The sequence below is a fragment of the Endozoicomonas numazuensis genome, assembly GCF_000722635.1.
GTDB classification, from domain to species: domain Bacteria; phylum Pseudomonadota; class Gammaproteobacteria; order Pseudomonadales; family Endozoicomonadaceae; genus Endozoicomonas_A; species Endozoicomonas_A numazuensis.
In genome coordinates, this window is sequence record NZ_JOKH01000008.1 from 98607 (window position 1) to 118988 (window position 20382).

General features: G+C 47.0%; 18 protein-coding genes. 13 read left to right on the forward strand and 5 right to left on the reverse strand.

Translation table 11 applies throughout. From position 1 onward, the window contains the following. Both GZ78_RS23570 and GZ78_RS23575 read right to left on the reverse strand, forming a co-directional pair. Positions 1-272, reverse strand: a 272-nt coding sequence (locus tag GZ78_RS23570) for a hypothetical protein (RefSeq protein ID WP_152558926.1), incomplete at its 3' end; no start/stop codon positions are given. 226 nt (positions 273-498) lie between these two features. Then, a complete protein-coding gene (locus tag GZ78_RS23575) occupies positions 499-1452 on the reverse strand; it encodes a hypothetical protein (protein WP_034841809.1) in 954 nt (317 codons plus the stop codon). Positions 1453-1930: 478 nt separating this feature from the next. Between GZ78_RS23575 and GZ78_RS23585 the strand changes: the two genes are divergently transcribed. The 7 genes from GZ78_RS23585 (at position 1931) to GZ78_RS23615 (ending at position 8285) form a co-directional block, all read left to right on the forward strand. Beyond that, positions 1931-2140, forward strand: a complete 210-nt coding sequence (locus GZ78_RS23585; protein ID WP_034841813.1) for a hypothetical protein — start codon at positions 1931-1933, stop codon at positions 2138-2140. Positions 2141-2161: 21 nt separating this feature from the next. Then, positions 2162-3343 (forward strand): hypothetical protein, encoded by a 1182-nt coding sequence (locus GZ78_RS23590; RefSeq protein WP_034841814.1) that lies wholly within the window; start codon positions 2162-2164, stop codon positions 3341-3343. 388 nt (positions 3344-3731) lie between these two features. Then, positions 3732-4046, forward strand: coding sequence for a hypothetical protein (locus GZ78_RS23595; protein ID WP_034841817.1), 315 nt, complete (start codon positions 3732-3734; stop codon positions 4044-4046). Next, positions 4028-5356, forward strand: a complete 1329-nt coding sequence (locus tag GZ78_RS23600; RefSeq protein ID WP_034841819.1) for a hypothetical protein — start codon at positions 4028-4030, stop codon at positions 5354-5356. Before GZ78_RS23595 ends, GZ78_RS23600 begins: the two co-directional genes overlap by 19 nt. A gap of 109 nt (positions 5357-5465) precedes the next feature. Beyond that, complete coding sequence (locus GZ78_RS23605; protein ID WP_034841821.1) at positions 5466-6806, forward strand: MFS transporter; 1341 nt, start codon at positions 5466-5468, stop codon at positions 6804-6806. A gap of 105 nt (positions 6807-6911) precedes the next feature. Next, complete coding sequence (gene ssb / locus GZ78_RS23610) at positions 6912-7538, forward strand: single-stranded DNA-binding protein (protein WP_034841824.1); 627 nt, start codon at positions 6912-6914, stop codon at positions 7536-7538. Positions 7539-7712: 174 nt separating this feature from the next. Further along, a complete protein-coding gene (locus tag GZ78_RS23615; RefSeq protein ID WP_034842102.1) occupies positions 7713-8285 on the forward strand; it encodes a 5-formyltetrahydrofolate cyclo-ligase in 573 nt (190 codons plus the stop codon). 437 nt (positions 8286-8722) lie between these two features. Here the strand turns inward: GZ78_RS23615 and GZ78_RS23620 are convergent, their stop codons facing one another. Next, on the reverse strand, positions 8723-9601 hold the full coding sequence (locus tag GZ78_RS23620) for a LysR family transcriptional regulator ArgP (RefSeq protein WP_034841827.1): 879 nt from the start codon (positions 9599-9601) through the stop codon (positions 8723-8725). Between the two features lie 271 nt (positions 9602-9872). Here GZ78_RS23620 and GZ78_RS23625 point away from each other — a divergent pair, with 271 nt between their 5' ends. Together GZ78_RS23625 and GZ78_RS23630 are read left to right on the forward strand one after the other, a co-directional pair. Beyond that, positions 9873-10490: a LysE/ArgO family amino acid transporter gene (locus GZ78_RS23625; RefSeq protein ID WP_034841829.1), complete on the forward strand. Its 618-nt coding sequence runs from the start codon at positions 9873-9875 to the stop codon at positions 10488-10490. A gap of 159 nt (positions 10491-10649) precedes the next feature. Further along, on the forward strand, positions 10650-12035 hold the full coding sequence (locus GZ78_RS23630) for a hypothetical protein (protein WP_034841832.1): 1386 nt from the start codon (positions 10650-10652) through the stop codon (positions 12033-12035). 57 nt (positions 12036-12092) lie between these two features. Here the strand turns inward: GZ78_RS23630 and rep are convergent, their stop codons facing one another. Next, complete coding sequence (rep, locus tag GZ78_RS23635; protein WP_034841835.1) at positions 12093-14105, reverse strand: DNA helicase Rep; 2013 nt, start codon at positions 14103-14105, stop codon at positions 12093-12095. Between the two features lie 194 nt (positions 14106-14299). Here rep and GZ78_RS23640 point away from each other — a divergent pair, with 194 nt between their 5' ends. Then, on the forward strand, positions 14300-15322 hold the full coding sequence (locus GZ78_RS23640; protein ID WP_152558914.1) for a hypothetical protein: 1023 nt from the start codon (positions 14300-14302) through the stop codon (positions 15320-15322). 25 nt (positions 15323-15347) lie between these two features. On the opposite strand, the gene GZ78_RS23645 is transcribed toward GZ78_RS23640, so the two are convergent. Continuing rightward, on the reverse strand, positions 15348-16640 hold the full coding sequence (locus GZ78_RS23645; RefSeq protein ID WP_081870013.1) for a glycerophosphodiester phosphodiesterase family protein: 1293 nt from the start codon (positions 16638-16640) through the stop codon (positions 15348-15350). A gap of 378 nt (positions 16641-17018) precedes the next feature. Between GZ78_RS23645 and phnW the strand changes: the two genes are divergently transcribed. Genes phnW through GZ78_RS23660 form a run of 3 tightly spaced genes read left to right on the forward strand, consistent with a single transcriptional unit; the run spans position 17019 to position 20292 of the window. Further along, positions 17019-18158, forward strand: coding sequence for a 2-aminoethylphosphonate--pyruvate transaminase (phnW, locus tag GZ78_RS23650; protein WP_201772785.1), 1140 nt, complete (start codon positions 17019-17021; stop codon positions 18156-18158). A 4-nt stretch (positions 18159-18162) separates the two neighbouring features. Continuing rightward, entirely contained in the window at positions 18163-19524 is a 1362-nt protein-coding gene (locus GZ78_RS23655) for an aspartate aminotransferase family protein (protein ID WP_034841840.1), read from the forward strand. A gap of 57 nt (positions 19525-19581) precedes the next feature. Beyond that, entirely contained in the window at positions 19582-20292 is a 711-nt protein-coding gene (locus tag GZ78_RS23660; RefSeq protein WP_081870014.1) for a redoxin domain-containing protein, read from the forward strand. The last annotated feature ends 90 nt before the right edge of the window (positions 20293-20382 follow it).

The window sequence follows — 20382 nt, forward strand, 5'->3', positions numbered from 1 at the left end:
CTGGTGGATTTCTGCTCTATTGATATAGCGGGTGATAAACCTTCTATGTGATCGACATCCGGCTTTTCCATCATGGATAGAAATTGTCTCGCATAGGCAGAAAGAGATTCCACATAGCGTCGCTGGCCCTCAGCGTACAGGGTGTCGAAGGCCAGGGATGACTTTCCTGATCCAGACAGTCCCGTAATGACAATCAGGCTGTCCCGGGGCATATCCAGATCAATGTTCTTCAGGTTGTGGGTTCTCGCACCCTGTACCGTTATTTTATCCACCCGTATCACCCGATGCTGTTGAGGAGCAAACGAGGGATTATAAAGCATCCACCGGTTTGATATGTACCTGTATAGAGAAGAATTACTCCCGGGGGCTAAATCCGGCTTTTTCACAATAGGTCAGTGGCAAGCCCAACAGCCCTCATGGAGATAAAATTAAAACTCAGTGAGTGACCAGGAGAAAAAATGCAGATGAGAGTAATCATCTGCATTTTTGGGTGAGCTTTTATTCGTGAGCGAGCACATGAACAGGCTTAAGTTCACCTGTAGCTTCTTTTAGCCAGATGGGTTTTGGTGGCTTAGGCCAGGGCTCCCCCAGCTTCCAAAAATAAGCTTTTGTTTGATTATCTGAGATATCGGTCGCGATAAAATACTCGGCGTGTCCATCATGATGCAGGTGAGTAACGCCCTGTTTTGGCAGTTGGAAAACCAGCTTGCCGCCAGAATCCATCATGGGCGGTATCATACCGGACGCTTTTGGGTAGTGATAACAGGTTTTGAAAAACTCGCTGGTTTTGAAACCAGTCATGTTGATCTGGTAATAATTCATCTCGGTAGAAGCCGATTTACTGGCCTTATCTGATTTAAGTGATGCCTGATAAGGCTGAAACGTCAGGTGGTGGCTACTGTATACCAACTCCGGTAATACAACATTGACCGCCTTGTTAAGATCAATACCAATAAACTCATGAGGAAAGACCATTCTGTTTTTTATGAACCAGTTATAGCACTGATCGTGAATGTCTTTTAACAGGGTTGGGTTAACGCTTTTGACCTTCAGGATGGGAGCACAAATGGCCGCTTCAGTTTTGGCTCTCAGTTGAGACCGGGTACCTTTGAGTTCAAGTAAATTGCTTTTGGTATTGACAAAGGGGGCGAGTCTGATATCGCCAGGATGGTGGTGGCTATTTAGCTCTGCTTCTTCTTTATAAATAATGACCGGTAATTGCAGAGAGTGTTCCTGGGTATCATCATCATCTGAAAAATCTGAATTTTCCGAAGGCGAGCTGTGGTTGTACCAGAGTGTACTTCCTCCAATCACAATTACTATGGCAAGGCCAACAGAGGTATACAATTTGGGGTTATTGGCTTCTACCGACTTGGCAGTCACCAGCATGAGTGCAAGTGCGATCACCATGAACAGCTTGAAATGACCGAAGTGTCTCGCAGGGTGTGTCATATTTATCAATCCTCTGTTTTTTTATCGCTCTGGGTACGGGTGAACCTGCCTGTGGCTGGTGGGGGTTGGCAGTGCTCTTTATCGTGACTTCTCTGGAACGAATAAAAATAGCTGACTGACGGGAAAGTGCTGGTGGCAAAAGAAACTTTTGAGCAGTGTCTGGGTCTAATTACCGTCAAACCATTATCATCTTGTAATGGTTATCCAGGATTTTCAGTATTCTGGAACTTTTTATTACTTGAACTGGAATAGAGGTTTCGGGCTGTTTTGGAGTGATTGATATGCAAGGATGTGAAGGTGCCAAGTCTGTTGATATAGGGAAACCTGTAGGTTGGGTTGATCCCTCTATCCCGGCTTCTTTTCCCCCGAGGCTCTTATCACCAATGAGCATGACCGCCTCCCCAGCTGCTCGGGCAGTGGGTGACTTTTCTGTTTCTAAAACTCTGCTTCCCCCGGAATTCTTCAATTAATAGATGCCATGAAGGCAGGAAACCTTGATCAGAATGGCTATGATTTGCTGCTGGAACACTTGAGAATCTGGGTGTCAGAATCGGAGCAACTGGATATCTGGTATGGAGAAGCAGGAAATCAATATCTTAGTGATATTCGACAATTGAAAGACTGGTTGTCCTGCCCTCCAGCACAGGTCAGTGATTTATTTGAAGATCATCAGGCTTTTCTGACCTGAAGGTTACAAAGTGTTCAGTCTGTGTTTTTTGAAGTGCTTTCGGGGTTGCAGGAGGAGACTGAGCCACTGATTCGTCTCCTGACTCGTTTAAAGGTCATAAATACGCCTCTGGATCCGGAGCTTTGCCCTGTTAAATCTGCTACTTATCTGCCTTTGGATCTTTTCAAAGCTCTGTGGGGGGATGAATTGAAACCTCTGATGAGGTCGGCTGTGTTTGGTCTTCATCTTCTGAATCTCAAACCCGAAGCGTTGTTTAACGAGTGGCAGGCTGAAATGAGGCGTTATGAGGGGGTGGATGAGGCTACTGTGCCTTCTTTCCAGAGAACCCCGTCAGACGTGCTTTTTTCGAAAATGAGGCAGGGTGATCTCTACTGTAAAACAGAATTTGCCGGGAAGTATTTTTGGAGTCATTTCATTTTTCCAAAATTAAAAGACTGGCACCAAAAAGATCTGTACCCACAAGTCCATGGCAGTCAAATTGAAGGCATAGGTCATTGGTTGAACCATCATCAGAAAGATCTGGATAATATTTTTCAGCTTCTGGTTCAACAACCTACCTTGCTGGCAGAATTTATGGTTCAGGTTCCCTTGGATATGCAGCCTCTTTTGCTCTGGTTTGCTTTTACCCGGGGTTATCCGCAAGTCGTAGAAGCCATTCAATCGGCATGCCCAGGTGCACTGACATCACTTGCAGCGATAGAGACAGAGACGGGTAATACTCTCTTGCACTACTTCTGTATTGATAGAATTGAGGAAGGTGCGGATCTATTGTTGAAGTTGATCAGGGATCATGATCTTGGAGGCTATGCATCACAGCCGAACACTGAAGGAAAGACGCCCCTTGAATTGCAGAGACGATCCGACAGGCTCTGTGCCAACAGCAAAATCAAACAACTGCAAAATATACGTCTCTACAGATTCTTTTTTCAATACTCGGAGCCTGAGCAGATTACAGCCTGTCTGAAGTTTCTGTTGGCAGAAGAATCTCTATTTGACAGTGACTGTCTTCCTCTCTTGATACTGGGGCTTCAGGGAGGGGGTTCCATCCCTGTGGAAACCTTGCAGAAAAAATATCTCAATTACTCAATAAAAATCTGGCAGACGTCTAAAGCCGCTTATGATATGAAGCCTTTATTGAGCTGGATGAAGCAGTTTGAACCTCTAGCCCGGAAAATTCATAAAGCCGCTCCAGTCAGACTATAGACTGCGGAAATACTGAGATATTCGTTTGCTGATGTGAACGAAAAGAAACGAACATCGCTCGTCGGCTTCTCGCTAGCTCTTTCTCCGCCGTGACAGCATTTTCTCGTCAGATCCATGCAATAAGCATGAATATGACGAGAAAATGTGTCAGCCGAAAAAATAGCAGAGCGAGAAGCTCAACACTTTATGAAATTTCCGGGCTAGGAGGCTGACCGAGAATAGCGTCCGAGCATAAAATTCAGTAGAACGAGTCAGCTTTTTCACTGAATTTGTGCGAATAGTTGACCTATTTAAGCAAATTCAGTGGAAAAGATGGCCGTTCTTTCTGGATTTTAGGCCGGGCTGTCTATTCTCGGTCAGCCTCCTAGATGACCGAAATCTTTCAGATATGTTGAATCAGCTTCCCTCCAGAGGTCTTAATCCTGATGTGGTGTTTGAGATTCTGGCAGTGTTACCCCCTGAGCATCTATCTGCAGTGCTGAAAAACTATATGCATGGCGAGCATAAGGCCTGGTTCCAGGAGCAGTTTCTTTCTACCCAGCTCTATCCCCTGGGACAAGGCATTGATGCCAGTTATCCCTGGACAGCCTTATTGCAAACCGTGGGTTTTAGAGTGGCCGTCCCCAAGCCTATCAGCGTTGTCTTGATCAGCATCTTTACCATGACTCCCGGCAGTTTAAGCCTATGCCGGAGGATTATGTAGATTGTTTTAAAGAGAAGGATGGCGTAACAGGACTGTATGGAAGAAGTCTTTATCATCAGGGCGAGACTTCTGGACTGGAAGAGAAAGTCCCTCGTATCAAGCTGAGGAAGCGGGGTTCAGATGGAGCAGATGAACCACTGGAAGAGCTGACCCGTGAAGCGGGGGTGCTTCAGTTTCTGCGTGAGCAGCAGGTATTATTCAGGGAAACCCAGGGCAGGGAAGGTATGGATTTACACAGTCAGTTACCCGAACCTGTAGGTAATTTTGTGCTGCCAGATGCATCGAAGTTTCTGGCTGAAGTAGCGCTGTCAGAAGAAGAGCATGCCCTTCTACAAACAAGAGTCTCATTGGATGAACACTCTGACTCCTGTGAGGCTTATCTCTTTCAAGCAAAACCCGGTGAGTTGTATCACCGTTATGCTCATGAGACCTCAGGAGAGAAAGGTTTAAGCAAAGAAAATGCCCTGAAAGCATTAAGAGTTGCGGCCCATGATATTGGTGTTTTGTTCAGAAATGGCTTTTCTGTACCGAATGCATTGCCTGCATTTCATTCTAGGTTTATCAGTGATCTAAGGCCCTATGTCACCTTGAATCAATTAACCGGTTTTTGCTCACAAGGTTCTTTTGACAGCTGGACAGGGCCTTCCACCGAGTACCCGAATATCTCCCCTTTTCCAGTAGTACTCAGGGATTTTGCAGAAATTCGAAAGCATTCCGAATTATCTCCTGTTACAACAGAATTGGGGTTTGATATGGAAGATGAAGAAGCAATCAGTGCTGTTTCCATGAATGAGCTGGGTAATAATATGCTGGCACTGGAGATGTTATTAGCTCGTATTCTGACCCGTGAATTTAATAGCCGTGATCCGGCAGGTTTTTCCAGATCGGCAGAAGAAGTAGAGAATGAATTGTTAACGCTATACACCATATTGTATGGAGAAGCGTTTGACATGCCTGAAGGCAGTGAGGCTCGTAACCGCTTGCGTGCTGTTTTAAAGGACTGTGATGTAGCCGGTCAGGCAGCACGGGAGTTGTGTTATTGGTGCGAGACGGGTGAATACCCGGGGTGGGTGGAGCATGTTCAAAAAAGAGAAATACCTTCATGGGTGTACCCTCAGCCCATTCCCGAAGGACAAATGAAAACCTTTTTGGAAAAGCGTTTAAGTTTGCTGAAAAAAACGGGCTTTATGTGCAGCACCCAAGACCCTCACCCAAGGCTGGCGGCCTTCAGCAGCTGGTTTTTGTTGGTTCAGAGCAATTGCATGAAAACATTAGCTGTAGCAGAAGGGGTTATTCATCAGGGTGGCTAATGAGAGGTCGATGCTTTTTTGGTTGAGAGGAATATCACCTCACATCCTATCGGTTTCCTGACTTCTTATATAAAATAGCCCGCTTGCAATTTTATATAAGAAGTCAGGAATGTCTCCGCAGGAACTGAAATCAACGGTCTCACTGTCTCTGGTGTTTGTCTTCAGGATGTTTGGCCTGTTTATGGTACTGCCTGTTCTGGTCCTTTACTCTGAAGACCTGCAAGGGGCTACACCGGCTTTGGCTGGTTTTGCTATTGGTGCTTATGGGCTGACCCAGGCTGCACTGCAAATCCCCTTTGGCTGGATGTCAGACCGGTTCGGACGCAAACCGGTGATTATTGCCGGTATGATGATTTTTATGCTGGGCAGTCTGGTAGCCGCTCAGGCCGACTCGATCTACGGTGTGATTTTTGGTCGGATTCTTCAGGGAGCTGGTGCAGTAGCCGGAGCTATCACGGCTCTACTGGCTGATTTAACCCGTGAACAATATCGCACTCGAGCCATGGCGGTATTTGGTATCAGTATCGGTTTCTCCTTCTGCATTGCCATGTTATTGGGCCCTCTCTTTGCCGGCTGGTGGGGGCTGGGTGGTCTGTTTGGCAGCAATGCGGTCATGGCAGGTCTGGGTATTCTTATTCTTCTATTTATGGTGCCGACTCCGGTGGTTACCCGAACGGACCTGAACACCAAAGTCAGTATCAAAGATGTGGGTAATGTAGTTCGTAACCCTGAAATACTGAGACTGATGGCCGGTATTTTTACGCTTCATTTTATCCTGATGTCTTTGTTCGTTTTCCTGCCACAAATGCTGGAAGATACTATGGGTATCGCTCGGGAAAAGCATGGTTGGATCTATCTGACGGCTCTCTCAATCTCTTTTGTCATGATTGTACCGGTTATTATTTTCAGTGAAGCCAAGCGCCGTCTGAAGCAGTGTTTTGTCGGAGCTGTGACTGTGCTGCTGGCCGCTATTGCAGGTATGTGGCAAGTAGAGAGTGTTCTTTTGGGTATATTTCTCTTTTTTGCTGCATTCAATTTCCTGGAGGCTACACTGCCTTCTCTGGTCAGTAAGTTGTCGCCGGCAGGTACCCGGGGCACCTCCATGGGCGTTTACTCAACCAGCCAGTTCCTTGGCGCGGCATTGGGTGGAAGCCTTGGTGGATTGGCTCTTCAGTACTGGGGTGCGACCGGTGTCATGGTGGTTTGTGCAATCCCTACTGCACTATGGTGGTTATTGTCTGTTACCATGAAACAACCCCCCTATGTCAGCAGTATGGTGATGGCTCTTGATACTTCCATGAGCCTAGACGCCCGTACAATTGGCAGGGAACTGGCCATTATTCCAGGGGTTGAGGAAGTCACTGTCCTGGATAGTGAAAGAACCGCCTATCTTAAGGTGGATAGGAAAGTAGTGGATATGACCGCACTGCGTCAGTATGGCGAGTGCTGACATAAATGAATTTAACAGCCCAGAGTGGCTGGCACCCTTTTTCATCGCCTCAGGATATAAAAGGAAGTGAAAACGGGTTCATGGTAAAAAATACTGGAGAAACTGATGGCAACACGTGGTGTTAACAAAGTCATTTTGGTCGGCAATCTGGGTAATGATCCGGATGTCCGCTTTACCCCAAATGGCAGCGCCATTGCCAACTTGAGTGTGGCGACCAGTGAAACTTGGATGGATAAGAACACGCAGCAGCGTCAGGAAAAGACGGAATGGCACCGTGTTGCTATTTTTGGAAAGTTAGCTGAAATTGCCCAGCAATACCTGCGCAAGGGTTCCAAGGTATACATTGAAGGTAAGTTACAGACTCGGAAGTGGCAGGATCAGCAGGGGCAGGATCGCTACAGCACAGAGATCGTAGTAGACGGTTTCAGTGGTCAAATGCAAATGCTGGACGGCCGTCAAGATGGTATGGGCGCACCTGCCGGTGGTGGTGAGTTCCAGCCGAGAGCGGCACAACAGTCTGCTCCACAGCAGCAGTACAGTGCGCCTCAGCAACCCATGCAACAGCAGCAGGCTGCTCCAGCTGCAGCACCACAACAGCAGTACAGTGCGCCTCAGCAACAACCACGTTCTGCTGCAGCACCACAACAGCAACAGCAACAGCAACCGCCGCAGCAGCCTCAGGCTGCACCAGCGGGTGGCTTTGATGATTTTGACGACGATATTCCGTTCTAAGTTTTATCTTGGAATTGAATATGTTGGAAAGGCCGCTGAAATCAGCGGCCTTTTTTTTAATTCAGGCCAGTTAACACCAATACTCTGAAAGTGATCGTCCGTTCACTCATTGTTTATTCCCTTTCAGCGAGAGACAATATTGTTTGAGTAGAACAATACCGGGTGTCATCTCAGATGGATCGAGCCAGCCTGCGCAAGCAGTTACGTAGTAATCGTCAGTCTCTGTCGGCCGAGCAGCAACTAGATGCGGCTAAAAATGTATCCGTTGTCGTATGTGGTGGTGAGGCTTTTCGGCAGAGTCAGCATATAGCCCTGTATCTGGCCAGTGATGGTGAAATTGACCCCCGATATATTGCCGAAGCGATCTGGGAGCAGGACAAGTTTTGTTATCTGCCAGTACTGGATCAAGAAGACCATAACAAGATGTATTTTCAGCTCTACAGACCTAATACCCGACTGGTGAATAATCGTTATGGTATAGCGGAGCCTGAGTTGGACAGGGAGAAGATCGTCAAGGCTGAAGCTCTGGATTTGGTGCTTATGCCGCTGACCGGTTTTGATGAAAAAGGTCATCGCCTGGGGATGGGAGGAGGCTACTACGATAGAACTTTTGCCTTTCTGAAACAGGCCACAAAGCCGATGCTCATAGGGTTGGCGCACGAATGTCAGAGGGTAGAAGAGATTCCGGTGGCAGACTGGGATGTACCGATGAAGGGGGTTGCGACAGAGAAAACATTTTACGGTTAGCTTTCAGTAAGCCATTCCCTGGCCTACCAAAATCAGTCTTCAGATCAGTGCTGCAGTCGCTACGGTTGTCAAAACAGCTAAGACAAAGGTGGCTAACAGAAGGCTGATGGCATCAGGTTTGGGGCCAACCATTTTTTAGGTACTCCACATTATTTTAATTATTATTCATGGCTGTCTTGAACATTCGGAAGTAGTACAGGCCTTATGATTGAAAGTAATGCCTGGTCAACCTCCTGATCAACTGCAGTCAGTCATTGGGGTGCCATTAAATGCCGTTGTTATTACAAACGATATGGGCATTTGTTACTTTTTTGTTAAGCGTTGATGAATTTCGCATAAAGAGGGGTTGACTGCAAGCACCTGTCAGGTGAGGGCTGCATTCGTATGTTGGTATTGAGTCGTATGTCTCATTACGGGTTCTACACCTCAGTCACTCGCTACTGAAAGCATTGCAATTGTTTTCGTGCTTCTCTTGTCATTAAAGTACTGACTCTTTTCAGAACCGTTGTTTCCAGCTGCCAATAGTGCCAGTAGAGAGGCACACTGAGTGATTTTCCGGGCGTCATTTCAACCAGCTCATTATCAAGAAGATAAGGAGAAGCCTGCATTCTGGGGACAATACCGTAGGCTATACCACTTCTGGCGGCTTCCAGAATCGCTTCAACAGAAGGCAGAATGTGGGCTGGGAATTGGCCAGGTTCAAGTTGAAAGTACTTTTTCAGAAATCGATTCTGTAGTTCATCCTGACGACCAAAGTGAACAGTGGGTACCTTGGAAAAAGGTTCTTTGTGAAAGGTCTGGTAAAACTTAGGAGTGGCTACGGCGATATATTCCATATTGCCCAGAAACTCACAGTGGCAACCCTGAACGACTCTGGCAGATGAGGCCAGACAGCCCATGACTTCTCCTTTCTTCAGATACTCTGTGGTGACATCCTGATCGTTCACTGTCAGTTCGGTGAGAATTTCGTGCTCAAATAACCCTTTCAAAACAGCGGGCAACCAGGTGGCGAGGGAATCTGCATTGACAGCAAGCCGAACGGTTTGCCAGTTTACGGTCTTTTCTCCTGAAAGTGTTTCCATCAGCTGGCTTTCCAGAGACTGCACCTGCTGGGCATGGCGTAACAGCTGGCGACCTGCAGGGGAAGGCTTGACCGGGGAGCTCCTGATCAGCAAAGGCCGGCCCATTCTTTGCTCAAGGAGTTTGATCCTTTGGGACACCGCTGACTGGGTGATGGCAAGCACCTGTGCTGCTTTCTCAAAAGACCCATGGGTGATCACCGCTGCAAGGGCGTCCAGTAGTTTGTAGTCGAACATTTTGCTTAAGCCCGTTCATTAATTTTTCTAATGCTGTGTTAGCTATATGATTTTTATTAATGCGGAGCATTATTGTTTAATCAGTCCTCCAATGTCATTAGTCAGCGCTCATACATACTCCGTTTATCCTGAGCAAGTCGAAGGATACGGGTCATGCGGCTCAGTACGAACGGTATGGGGTATAACATCTGGCTGTAATAGAACACGTAAGAAAAGTAAGCCAGATACGGCCAATAGATTACGTCTGAATATAAAAAGAGAAAGGTAGATAATGCTGGAGATTTTTCTGAATGGGTTGTTACTGAGCGGCGGTTTAATCATAGCGATTGGCAGCCAGAATGCTTTTCTGCTGGCACAGGGGTTACGTCGGGAGTCGCCGATTCTGGTGGCCAGCATCTGTGCTATTTGTGATGTCTTGCTGATACTGGCTGGAGTGCTCGGGTTGGGTACTGTTATCCAGAGTAATGAAACACTGCTTGAGATAGCCCGATGGGCTGGAGTGATCTATCTGAGTGTATTTGGCCTGATGTCATTACGTCGCAGTTTTAAAACTGAACGTTTGAAGGCCGAAGGGCACACTCAAAAATCGGTCCGAACGGTGATTCTTACGACGCTGGCAGTCACTGTACTTAATCCTCACGTTTATCTGGATACGGTTATTTTGTTGGGCAGTATTGGTGCTCAATACGGTGATCAGCGTGGTTATTTTGTACTAGGGGCGGCGACCGCTTCAGTGATCTGGTTCTATGGTCTTGGGCTAGGTGCGGTGAAGCTGGCCCCCCTGTTATCTCGCCCAATGGCATGGAAAATCATCGATCTGGTGATTTGTCTGATCATGTGGAGTATGGCTTTCAGTCTGCTACAAATGGACTTTGTAAAAATTTTATAACGTTTATGTCTAAACAAATATGAGTCTTGCTGGCCTTTCATTAGCTATTTTGAAGATCATGTACTTTTTTAACTAATGGTTCCAGGTAAGCGCTGTCTGATTAAGTTTGGTGCGACAGTGCTAATACTCAAGGCTTTATATTAAGAAGAGGTTGATCCGATGAAGTTCAGGGTCATAAGCAGGATAATTCTGCTTTCACTCAGTTTGTTATCCTCACTGGCTTTTGCCAAAACGATCTCCGATAACCTGGTATTGGTTGTCTATGAAAGTAATGCCGAGGTAAATATGGTGCTGGCCTCGGCGGATAATCCGGGGAAAGTGCTAGCCAGTTCTGTGGCTTCTCCCGTCCATGTCAGTTATAGCCAGTCACCCGGTGAGGAAGACTTCTTTGAAGCTTCGGTCTCCGGTACGGGTCATCCGGGATCTCTGGCAGGCCGTGATTCAGAGACCATTCTGTTTGCCAATGCTCTGGATAACCTTAGAAAGTCTACCCGTTTTCATTGGCCTGATCTGAAAGATGACGACAGAATCCGGCTTAATGCTGTCTTTGTCGGTATAGCCGGATTTAACGAGAATCAGGAAAAAACGCTCCAGGTTGATGGCAAGGCCATGACCAAAGGGCAGTATATCCGCAAGAACATGAAGAAAGTGCTGAATCTCCGTCATTTCATAACGCCTATAGATAAACTGGTACAAATAGATTCTGATACCCGACTCATAGGCAAGCTGGCCAAGCAGAAAGCGGGTGAAGAAAGTGAACTGAGAGATTTGGACTTTATTCAGCTGTCAACTTATGCCATAGGCCACAAGATTCGGGACGGCATACTGCAGGATGACAGGGTTACCTATAACAGTGAAGGTGGCGATTTTCAGTTCGGAATCAAAATCCAGGAGGGTTTCCTTAACCAGCTACCAGACTCTTGCACAGCCAGTGATTTTGACAGACTGGATCTAAAGCATATCCCCGCTCTGAAAGCTATGAATGCTATGCCCACGGTCGATGTTTATGAGCAGGTGCCTAAAGATGACTACTTGTTTTACCCAAATCTTGGGTATAGCGAAGTGGAGCAGGCTCGTTTGAATAAAGCCTTACCCAGGAGAGCGTATGATCATTTGTTTGTCCGCCTGAAAACCAAAAAGAACGAAGCAGGTTATCTGGGCTTTTGGGTTTTGCAGCAAAATACTGTGCCTGAAGGCGTCACAGAAAGTGATTGGATTGATGGACAAACAACGTTAAACGAGTGTGCAAAGGCTACGTTTATTCCAGCTATCAAAAGGGTGGTAGAAGGTCTGGGTGAAGAAGGTATCGGCAAGAATCAGAAGGGCGCTAATGTGCCTCTCTTTATGGTGGGAGAGTTCCCGGTAGGACAGGTTTTACGTTTGAGAGACGCTCTAAACGAAACATTAAGCGAAGAAGATCTGAAGCGTATTGTCTGGATGAAGCCGCTGCATTACAGACAGTTTCTGGCTACAGCAGGTATCAAGTTGCTGAAGAAAAATGGTTTTAAGCCAAAGCAAAGAAAAGCTAAAGAGGATAACTCTTAATCCTGAGTTTAAGCGGGTGTAAAAAAGAGGCTGAGTTATCAGTCAGCCTCTTCTAATTTACTCGCTCAAGCGGTTGCGTAACATGGCCAGAGCCGCATTGCCGGTCAGGGCATTCTGCTCCTGGCTGGCTTTCTGTCCGAACCCGATGTACTCCAGGTCTTCCTGGGGCAGTTCTTCCAGGAAACGACTGGGGCTGGTATCAATGATTTCACCGTATTGTTTTCGCTGTCCTGCCAGTGTCATCGTTAGTGTCTTTCTGGCACGAGTAATACCGACATAAGTCAGGCGGCGCTCTTCTTCAATATTATCTTCTTCAATACTGGTACGGTGAGGCAGAAGATCTTCCTCCATCCCCATCATGAAAACATAAGGATACTCCAGCCCTTTGGAAGCATGAAGGGTTAGTAGCTGTACTTTGTCGTTGTCTTCTTCCTCTGCCTGCCGTTCCATCATGTCCCTGAGAATCAGTCGGGCAATGGCATCTTCTACTGTTCCATCTTCATCTCCTCTTTCCAGAGTCTTTTGAAGAGAGTCGATGAGGAAGGAGACATTGCCCATTCTTTTCTCAGCACCTGCAGGCGTAGCAGTGGTTTGCATCAGCCAGTTTTCGTAGCCGCAGTCGCTAATCATTTCTCTGATCGCAGCAATGGGATCATCACCTGTCTGGCAGCGGCGGGACACAGAATCCATCCACTCGGTAAAGCTGCGTAATTTTTCCACATACTTGGAAGATAAATCTTCCTGAAGCCCCATTTCCTGTGAGGCAGCGTACAGACTCAGATTGTGAGTACCTGCGTAATTGCCCAGTTTTTCCAGAGTTGAAGGGCCTATCTCCCTGCGAGGGACATTGACGACACGTAGAAATGCATTGTCATCATCCTGGTTTACCAGCAATCTGAGGTAAGCCATGATGTCCTTGACTTCCGCACGGGAGAAAAATGATGTGCCACCATTGATATGGTAAGGAATCTGGTGGTGTTGCAGTTTCATTTCCAGCAAGCGAGACTGGAAATTGCCACGATAAAGCACCGCATAATCTTTCCAGTGGGTGTCGTTCTTCAACTTTTGGGTCAGAATTTCGGTAGCGATGCGTTCGCATTCCATTTCATCATTACGACAACGAATAACCCGGATAATGTCACCCATACCCAATTCACTCCAAAGCGTTTTTTCAAACACGTGAGGGTTATTGGCAATGAGAGTATTGGCTGCTTTCAGGATTCGGCTGGTTGAGCGGTAATTCTGTTCGAGCTTGATCACCCTTAGGGAAGGGTAATCTTTTTTCAGTAATGCCAGGTTTTCAGGGCGAGCACCACGCCAGGCGTAAATAGACTGATCATCGTCACCTACAACCGTTAGCTTGCCCCGGTCACCCACCAGCCGGCTGATCAACTCATACTGGGCTCCATTGGTATCCTGATATTCGTCGACCAGGACATAGTGGGTTTTGTTCTGCCATCGCTCGAGCACTTCCGGGTGTTCTCGAAACAGCATAACCGGCTGTAAAATAAGGTCATCAAAATCGACGGCATTATAGGCTTTTAAAGTACGGTTATAGTGCTCGTAAACCCGGGCCGCCAACTGTTCATTAGGTTGGCGAGCATTTTCCAGTGCCTGACGCGGTGGAATCAGATCATTCTTCCAGCTGGAAATAATATGCTGGACCGTATCAACGCTCTCTTCATCTGACCCCATTTCTCTCTGCATCAGCTCACCAATCAGAGCGTGAGCGTCCTGGGCATCAAAAATGGAAAAGCCCGGCTTATAACCCAGTGTCTTATATTCCTTGCGGATCAGATTAAGGCCCAGATTATGGAAAGTCGAAACGGTCAAACCGTGAGAGGCTCTGCCCTTGACCAGTTTTCCGACACGCTCTTTCATTTCTCGTGCGGCTTTGTTGGTAAAAGTCACAGCAATGATATTGCGGGCATTAATACCACATTCCTGAATCAGATAGGCAATTTTGGTTGTGATAACGCTGGTTTTGCCACTGCCGGCACCTGCCAGAACCAGCAAGGGGGTATCAATATACTTTACGGCTTCGGCTTGTCGGTCGTTGAGTTTGTGCACGGGGTGGTTTCAATGTCTTGAGCTGAGAGAGCCAGTATATCAGGAATCTCTTTCTGGCTTCGCCTACTTGCAGAAACGAATGACTGATCAATACTGAATACACATTTAATTAATAATAAAGGATCATTATGCTTCAGGTGAGCCAGATCGTTGCCAGCAGGTTATTGCGTTGTTTGGTTTTGATGACAACCATAATGGCGTTATTTCCAAAATCCAGTTTGGCTATTGAGACTCAACAGGGGGAAGTAAGCAGTGCGCCCTATCAAGTCAATAATCCGTTTGGCAACGAAGTGTTCAGTTTCAGTTTCCAGGAAAATGGAGGCCTTTCCATCTCCATTCCTCCTGAAATGTCTCCGGCAGGAACAACAGAAACCGCTCCTATTGTTCTTCAGGGGATATTTTCAACGAGCTTGCTGACATTGTATCAGGGGCTCGCTTCCTCAAACTTCAGCGCCTTCTCTCTATTATCTACTGATCTCTATCTGGCATTGATTGTGGCTGCATTTGTTATGGCAAATGATCAGCCTGCTTCTGTTATGGCAAATGATCAGCCTGCTTCTGTTATGGCAAATGATCAGCCTGCTTCTGGTTCAGTGTCTTCAGCAGACTTTAACAATGCTATGTCGAGTTACACGCTTTCAAACCAATTAGATGTAAGCAGTATGAATAGTCATGGCGATGTTCTCCATACAATAACCTTAACCCTATATCCTCTTATGATGAATTTAGATTCAATAAAGGTCACGTTATCGGATTGGAATCGAAAGACAATCCGGGTGGTAGTCAGCGTAGGGGGAACGGATCTGACCTACTACATAAAAAGACCCAATGATGATCTGGATAGGTTATTAGCTCTTCTCTCTGATCACAGGAAACCCGAGAACAGAGATCGTGGGCCTGATGAAGACCCTGATCCGGATATGGGTATGGATTCAGGCTGTGGATCCTGTTTTTGGTCTCTGTGTTGTTGGTGTTGTAACTGGGGAAGTAGCTCAGAATCAAAGCCTATCAATCAGGGCAGTATCCAATACGGTTCCAATCAGCAACGGGTTGTTAAGGCTATTCCTGAACTGGAACTCATGCCTTCGACAATGTTTTCAGATCCGTTCAAGGCCGTGGCGAATAAGACGGGGCACTTTTATGTAAATGAAATGCTTCCGGTAAAAAATGTGGCAGTTTTTCAGCTGATGTTTCCTGAAGCAGTGAGTGCCTGGTAGCAAAACTACCAGGCTCCCATATGAGTTATATACCCATGCAGTTGGCATAGTAGCTGGTGGTTGCAGGCCAGTCGGAGAAAATCCCCAGAACACCCACATCCATGGCCAGAACATCAATGACTGTCATCATGTCGCCGTCATTGTTGATAACACTCTGACTGTAACCCTCAGGAGGATTCTGGCCATTCAGAGTTTGATAGTACCAGCCACCACCGTTAGTCAGTGGGCCAGAACGCTCAACGGTCCAGGTGATGATATCCAGTCCGGCTTCTTTGGCGGACAAGGCGTAAAGAGAAGGAACGATCTGTCCGTCTTCAACATCCAGCAACATCCACATCGGTGGAGCAATGATCTGTACACCACGCGCGGCCAGTTCTTCCATGGAAGGAGACCAGGTTTCCGGCTTACGATGGTTAAAGGCCGGGTTATCGTAGCGACCATCCAGGAAGACCGCTTGACGGCCAAAACGTGGGTTATTGTCAATCCAGTACTCTACGTCCTGCTTATTAAACGACTGAGGCCATACTTTCCGTGGGGAAACGCCTTCTTCACGGTATTCGTTGATCAGCTTCTGGGCATAGTCTTGCTGGCTGAAGCCGTCGAAGGGCATAGACATACTGGGGGATTTGAGTTCGGGTGTCATTTTTACACCCAGCTTTTTGAACAACTGAATACTTTCCCTGTGGGTCATCAGAGTGCCACGGCTGGCGTAGAGGTCGGTTCTCCAGTTGGCCGTGCCGTCCAGGTATTCGGCAACGGTTTTGGCCTTTGGATTAAAGGCATCCATTTTCCCTTTCAGGGTTTTGAACTGTTCCAAAGTAATATCACTGGTGCAGCATTTGGCTGAAGCCGGCTCAAGCAGATTACCTTCTTCGTCGAAAGTGGCAGCCTTGAAAGGCTCCGAGCACTGTTGAGCTAGTTCCGTTTCCAGAATATTAGTGGTGGTATGAAGGTCGCATTGAGAGTGACGACACACCAGCTCCTTGTCTTGAGTAAAGGTTACATCACACTCCAGAATTCCAGCGCCCATTCTGGCTGCCGCTTCATAGGACTCTCGGGTATGTTCAGGGAACTGCATAGGAGCGCCCCTGTGACCGATGGAGAAGTCAGACTTCCTGAACTTTCTAATTTGGGTGCAGGCTTTAAGCGTCTCTTTTAACGAACCCGCGTCCATATCATCAACCAGGTAGTAAGGTCTTGGCCCCAGTTGAATGGATGGCTTTTGGTTGCCCCAGAGGTAGTTGAAAGAAACGTGGTCACTGTTGGCATTGCTCAGTGTAGGCAGTGCCAGAAAGAGCAGGGCAATGAATCGGTGCATACTCAATTCCTTTTGTTTTTATGGGATATCTGATCTTAGGAAGACGTTGTTGCTTTTTTGTGAAGATAAAATGAACAATTCAAGAGGGGGGCGAAGGTGGAAGCGTGAGGGTTTTCTCCACGGCATTTTTCAGTAAGAACTCAGAGATTAATGTTGAGCGCTGGTCCATCGCGGATTGTGCTTTCGATATGATTTTTGACGGTCATGTGAATTATTCGCAATGTCGATACAGGACTTGTTTTATTGATTGTTTCATCGATTGTTTCATCATGAGGTGTTCGCAAAAAAAAACGTGTTGGCTCCATAGTTTTCAAAAAATTGGTCTATACCAAAATGTTTTACAGATGACTTTTCAGTCTCGATACATGCAGGTAGTGTATGAAAACAAGTGAGCTAATAGCGAAAGAAAAAAACCTGGAAAACCCTTATCTGTTATTAACTCCGGGGCCTCTTTCTACGTCAGCCAGTGTCCGTGAAGCTATGTTACGTGACTGGTGCACCTGGGATGATGATTACAATCTGGGAGTGGTTGAAGAGATCCGCAGCCAACTGATCAAACTGGCTTCGGATACAGAGGACTATACCGCTGTGCTCATGCAGGGAAGTGGTACTGCATCGGTCGAGGCAACCATTGGGTCGGTGATCTCTGACGAAGGGAAATTACTTGTGATCAATAATGGTGCCTATGGTGCCCGAATTGCCCTGATTGCAGAGTACTTGCAGATACCTTTAAGTGTTCTGAAGTGTGACGAGGTTAACCCTCCGACTCCGGAAGAAGTCGAGCAGATATTGCTTGAAGATAAAGCTATTACCCATGTCGCCATTGTGCACTGCGAAACCACAACCGGAATGCTCAATCCAATTGAAGCAGTGGCACCTGTGGTCAAAAAACACGACTGCATTCTGATTATTGATGCCATGAGCAGTTTTGGCGGTGTTCCTATTGACCTTGCCGGGCTGGGTATAGATTTTCTGATTAGTTCCGCCAACAAATGCATTCAGGGGGTTCCTGGTTTTGGTTTTGTCATAGCCCGTCGCAATGTTTTGTCCCAATGCAAAGGCCAGGCCCGATCACTGACTCTGGATCTGTATGATCAATGGCAGTGTATGGACAAGAATCATGGTAAATGGCGTTTTACATCCCCCACACACACGGTAAGGGCTTTCCATCAAGCACTGGCGGAGTTGAGTGAAGAAGGAGGCATTGCTGCCCGTCATAAGCGTTATTGCGCCAATCAGAGCTTGCTGGTGCAGGGTATGAATGAACTGGGGTTCAAGTGCCTGTTAGACAATAAACTGCACTCTCCGTTTATCACCTCCTTCCGCTCACCAGAACATCCGGATTATGAATTCCGTCGTTTTTATGAGCAGCTGAAGGCAAAAGGTTTCGTCATCTATCCCGGTAAAGTGTCTGAAGCAGACTGTTTCAGAATCGGCAATATCGGGGAAGTGTATCCGGAAGACATCGGTCGATTAATTAAAGCGGTTTCTGAAAGTATGTACTGGCAGGAGTGCTGATGTCATGGACGGTGTAACAGGCTTCCTTCATTCAGAAGGTGACATCAATACCACGGAAGAGCGAACGCGTTGGCAAAATCAGTTGGCTCATCCCCGGACTGAAGCAATGCTGGAAGAAGATGCACGTTACTTTCTGCATCAGTCCATGTCTACACCCTGTCTGGATGTCCTTGAAAAAGCCGACGGTATTTATATTGAAGATGCCCGTGGCCACCGATACATGGACTTCCATGGTAATAATGTTCATCAGCTCGGATATGGCCATCCACAGGTTGTGGAGAGTATTAAGAAGCAGCTGGATACACTGCCATTTTCACCTAGACGCTTTACTCATCAGGTGGCGATTGACTGTGCCAGAAAGCTGGGGAATATCTGTGGTGGTGATCTCAACCGTGTGCTGTTTGCACCCGGTGGAACCGCTGTCATTGGCATGGCTCTGAAGCTGGCCAGGGTCGTCACAGGCAATCATAAAATCATTTCCCTGTGGGACTCTTTTCATGGTGCTTCACTGGATGCTATCGGAGTAGGAGGCGAAGCCTGTTTTCGTGAAAGTATGGGGCCGCTTATGCCGGGTGTTGAACGTATTCCACCTGCGGTCAGCTATCGTGGCATCTGGCCAAGAGAAGATGGTAGCGATGTTCATTATGCAGACTATCTGGAATATGTGATTGAAAAAGAAGGGGGTGTAGGGGCTTTTATTGCCGAAACGGTTCGCAATACCGATGTGCAGATTCCCAGTCAGGCGTATTGGCAGCGTGTTCGGGAAATCTGTGACACACACAATGTATTACTGATCATGGATGAAATTCCCAATGGTATGGGGCGCAGCGGAGAATGGTTTACTTATCAGAGATTTGGCATTACCCCGGATATTCTTTGCATAGGCAAAGGCCTGGGCGGAGGTATAATTCCAATGGCAGCCATGATTACCCGCGATGAATTCAATGTTGCACAACATATTTCTCTGGGGCACTACACCCATGAGAAGAGTCCGGTGGGTTGTGCTGCTGCGCTGGCGACTATCGAGGCGATTGAGCAGGATCATCTGTTGGATAAAGTCAGGGCTGATGAACCGTATGTCCGCAATCGACTGGAAAATATGAAGTCCAGATACGAACTGATGGGTGACATAAGAGGAATTGGCTTACTCTGGGGGGTAGAGTTGGTCACATGTCGTCAGTCTAAAGAAAGAGCTACCCGGGAGGCCGAAAAAATACTCTACCGCTGTCTTGAATTAGGTTTAAGTTTCAAGGTCTCTCAGGGTAATGTTTTGCAGTTAAGTCCACCGCTGACTATTGACCGCAATGAGCTGATGAGGGCACTGGATATCGTTGAGCTGGCTATTTCGGAAATAAGCGCTGCATGACTGTTTATCTGCTAAACCTTACAAGGTGTGAAAATATCTTCGCTCTGTGAGGTGGTAATGAAATACGCTCCCCTCTTGCTGGCAGCCATGATCCCTGCACTGGCCAATGCCGTTCCTCTGCCAGAAACCATGGCCCCTGATTTCGAAACCTCAGCAGTGCTGCCTGACCAGGATAAGCCGGAAGGCAGGATTGTCGACAACTTCAAGTTATCCTCTTTGCTCGGAAAAAATCGGGTGCTGTTGCTCAGCTACCCAAAAAACTGCACTTTCATCTGCCCTACCGAGTTGATTGCCATCAAGAATAAACTGGATCAGTTTCAGGAGCTGGGTTACGAAGTCCTGGTTCTATCGACTGACGAGGCTTCTATGGCTAAAGACAAAGAAGCCTCTCACCAAGCTTGGCGGCTGAAGCCTGACAAAGCAGGAGAGGGCAGTAAAGACACTCCCATTGGGATTGGTAATGCTGACTTTATTATGCTTTCGGACCCACAGGGCAAGATACTGAAACAGTACGGAATACAAAATGAAGACGGGTTGGCATTCAGAGCCACTTTTTATATTGGAATAGAGGGTAAAGTCAGAATCTCAGACGTCCAGAGCAACAGTATTGGTCGGGATGTCGATGAGATTTTGCGAAAAGCGGCTGCCGTGAAGTTTGTAGAAGAAAATGAAGGTCTGGTGACACCAGAAGGCTGGCAACCCGGGGATACAGGTATGAAACCTGATCATCAGGGTGTGAGAAAGCAATTAAAGAATAAACAGCCATAAGCGGAAAATTTGGCTCATCGAAAGATGAAACTGGCTACAGGCACTGGCATTTTCGTCAGTCCAGTGGTTTCTGGTTTGTCAGAGGTGTTG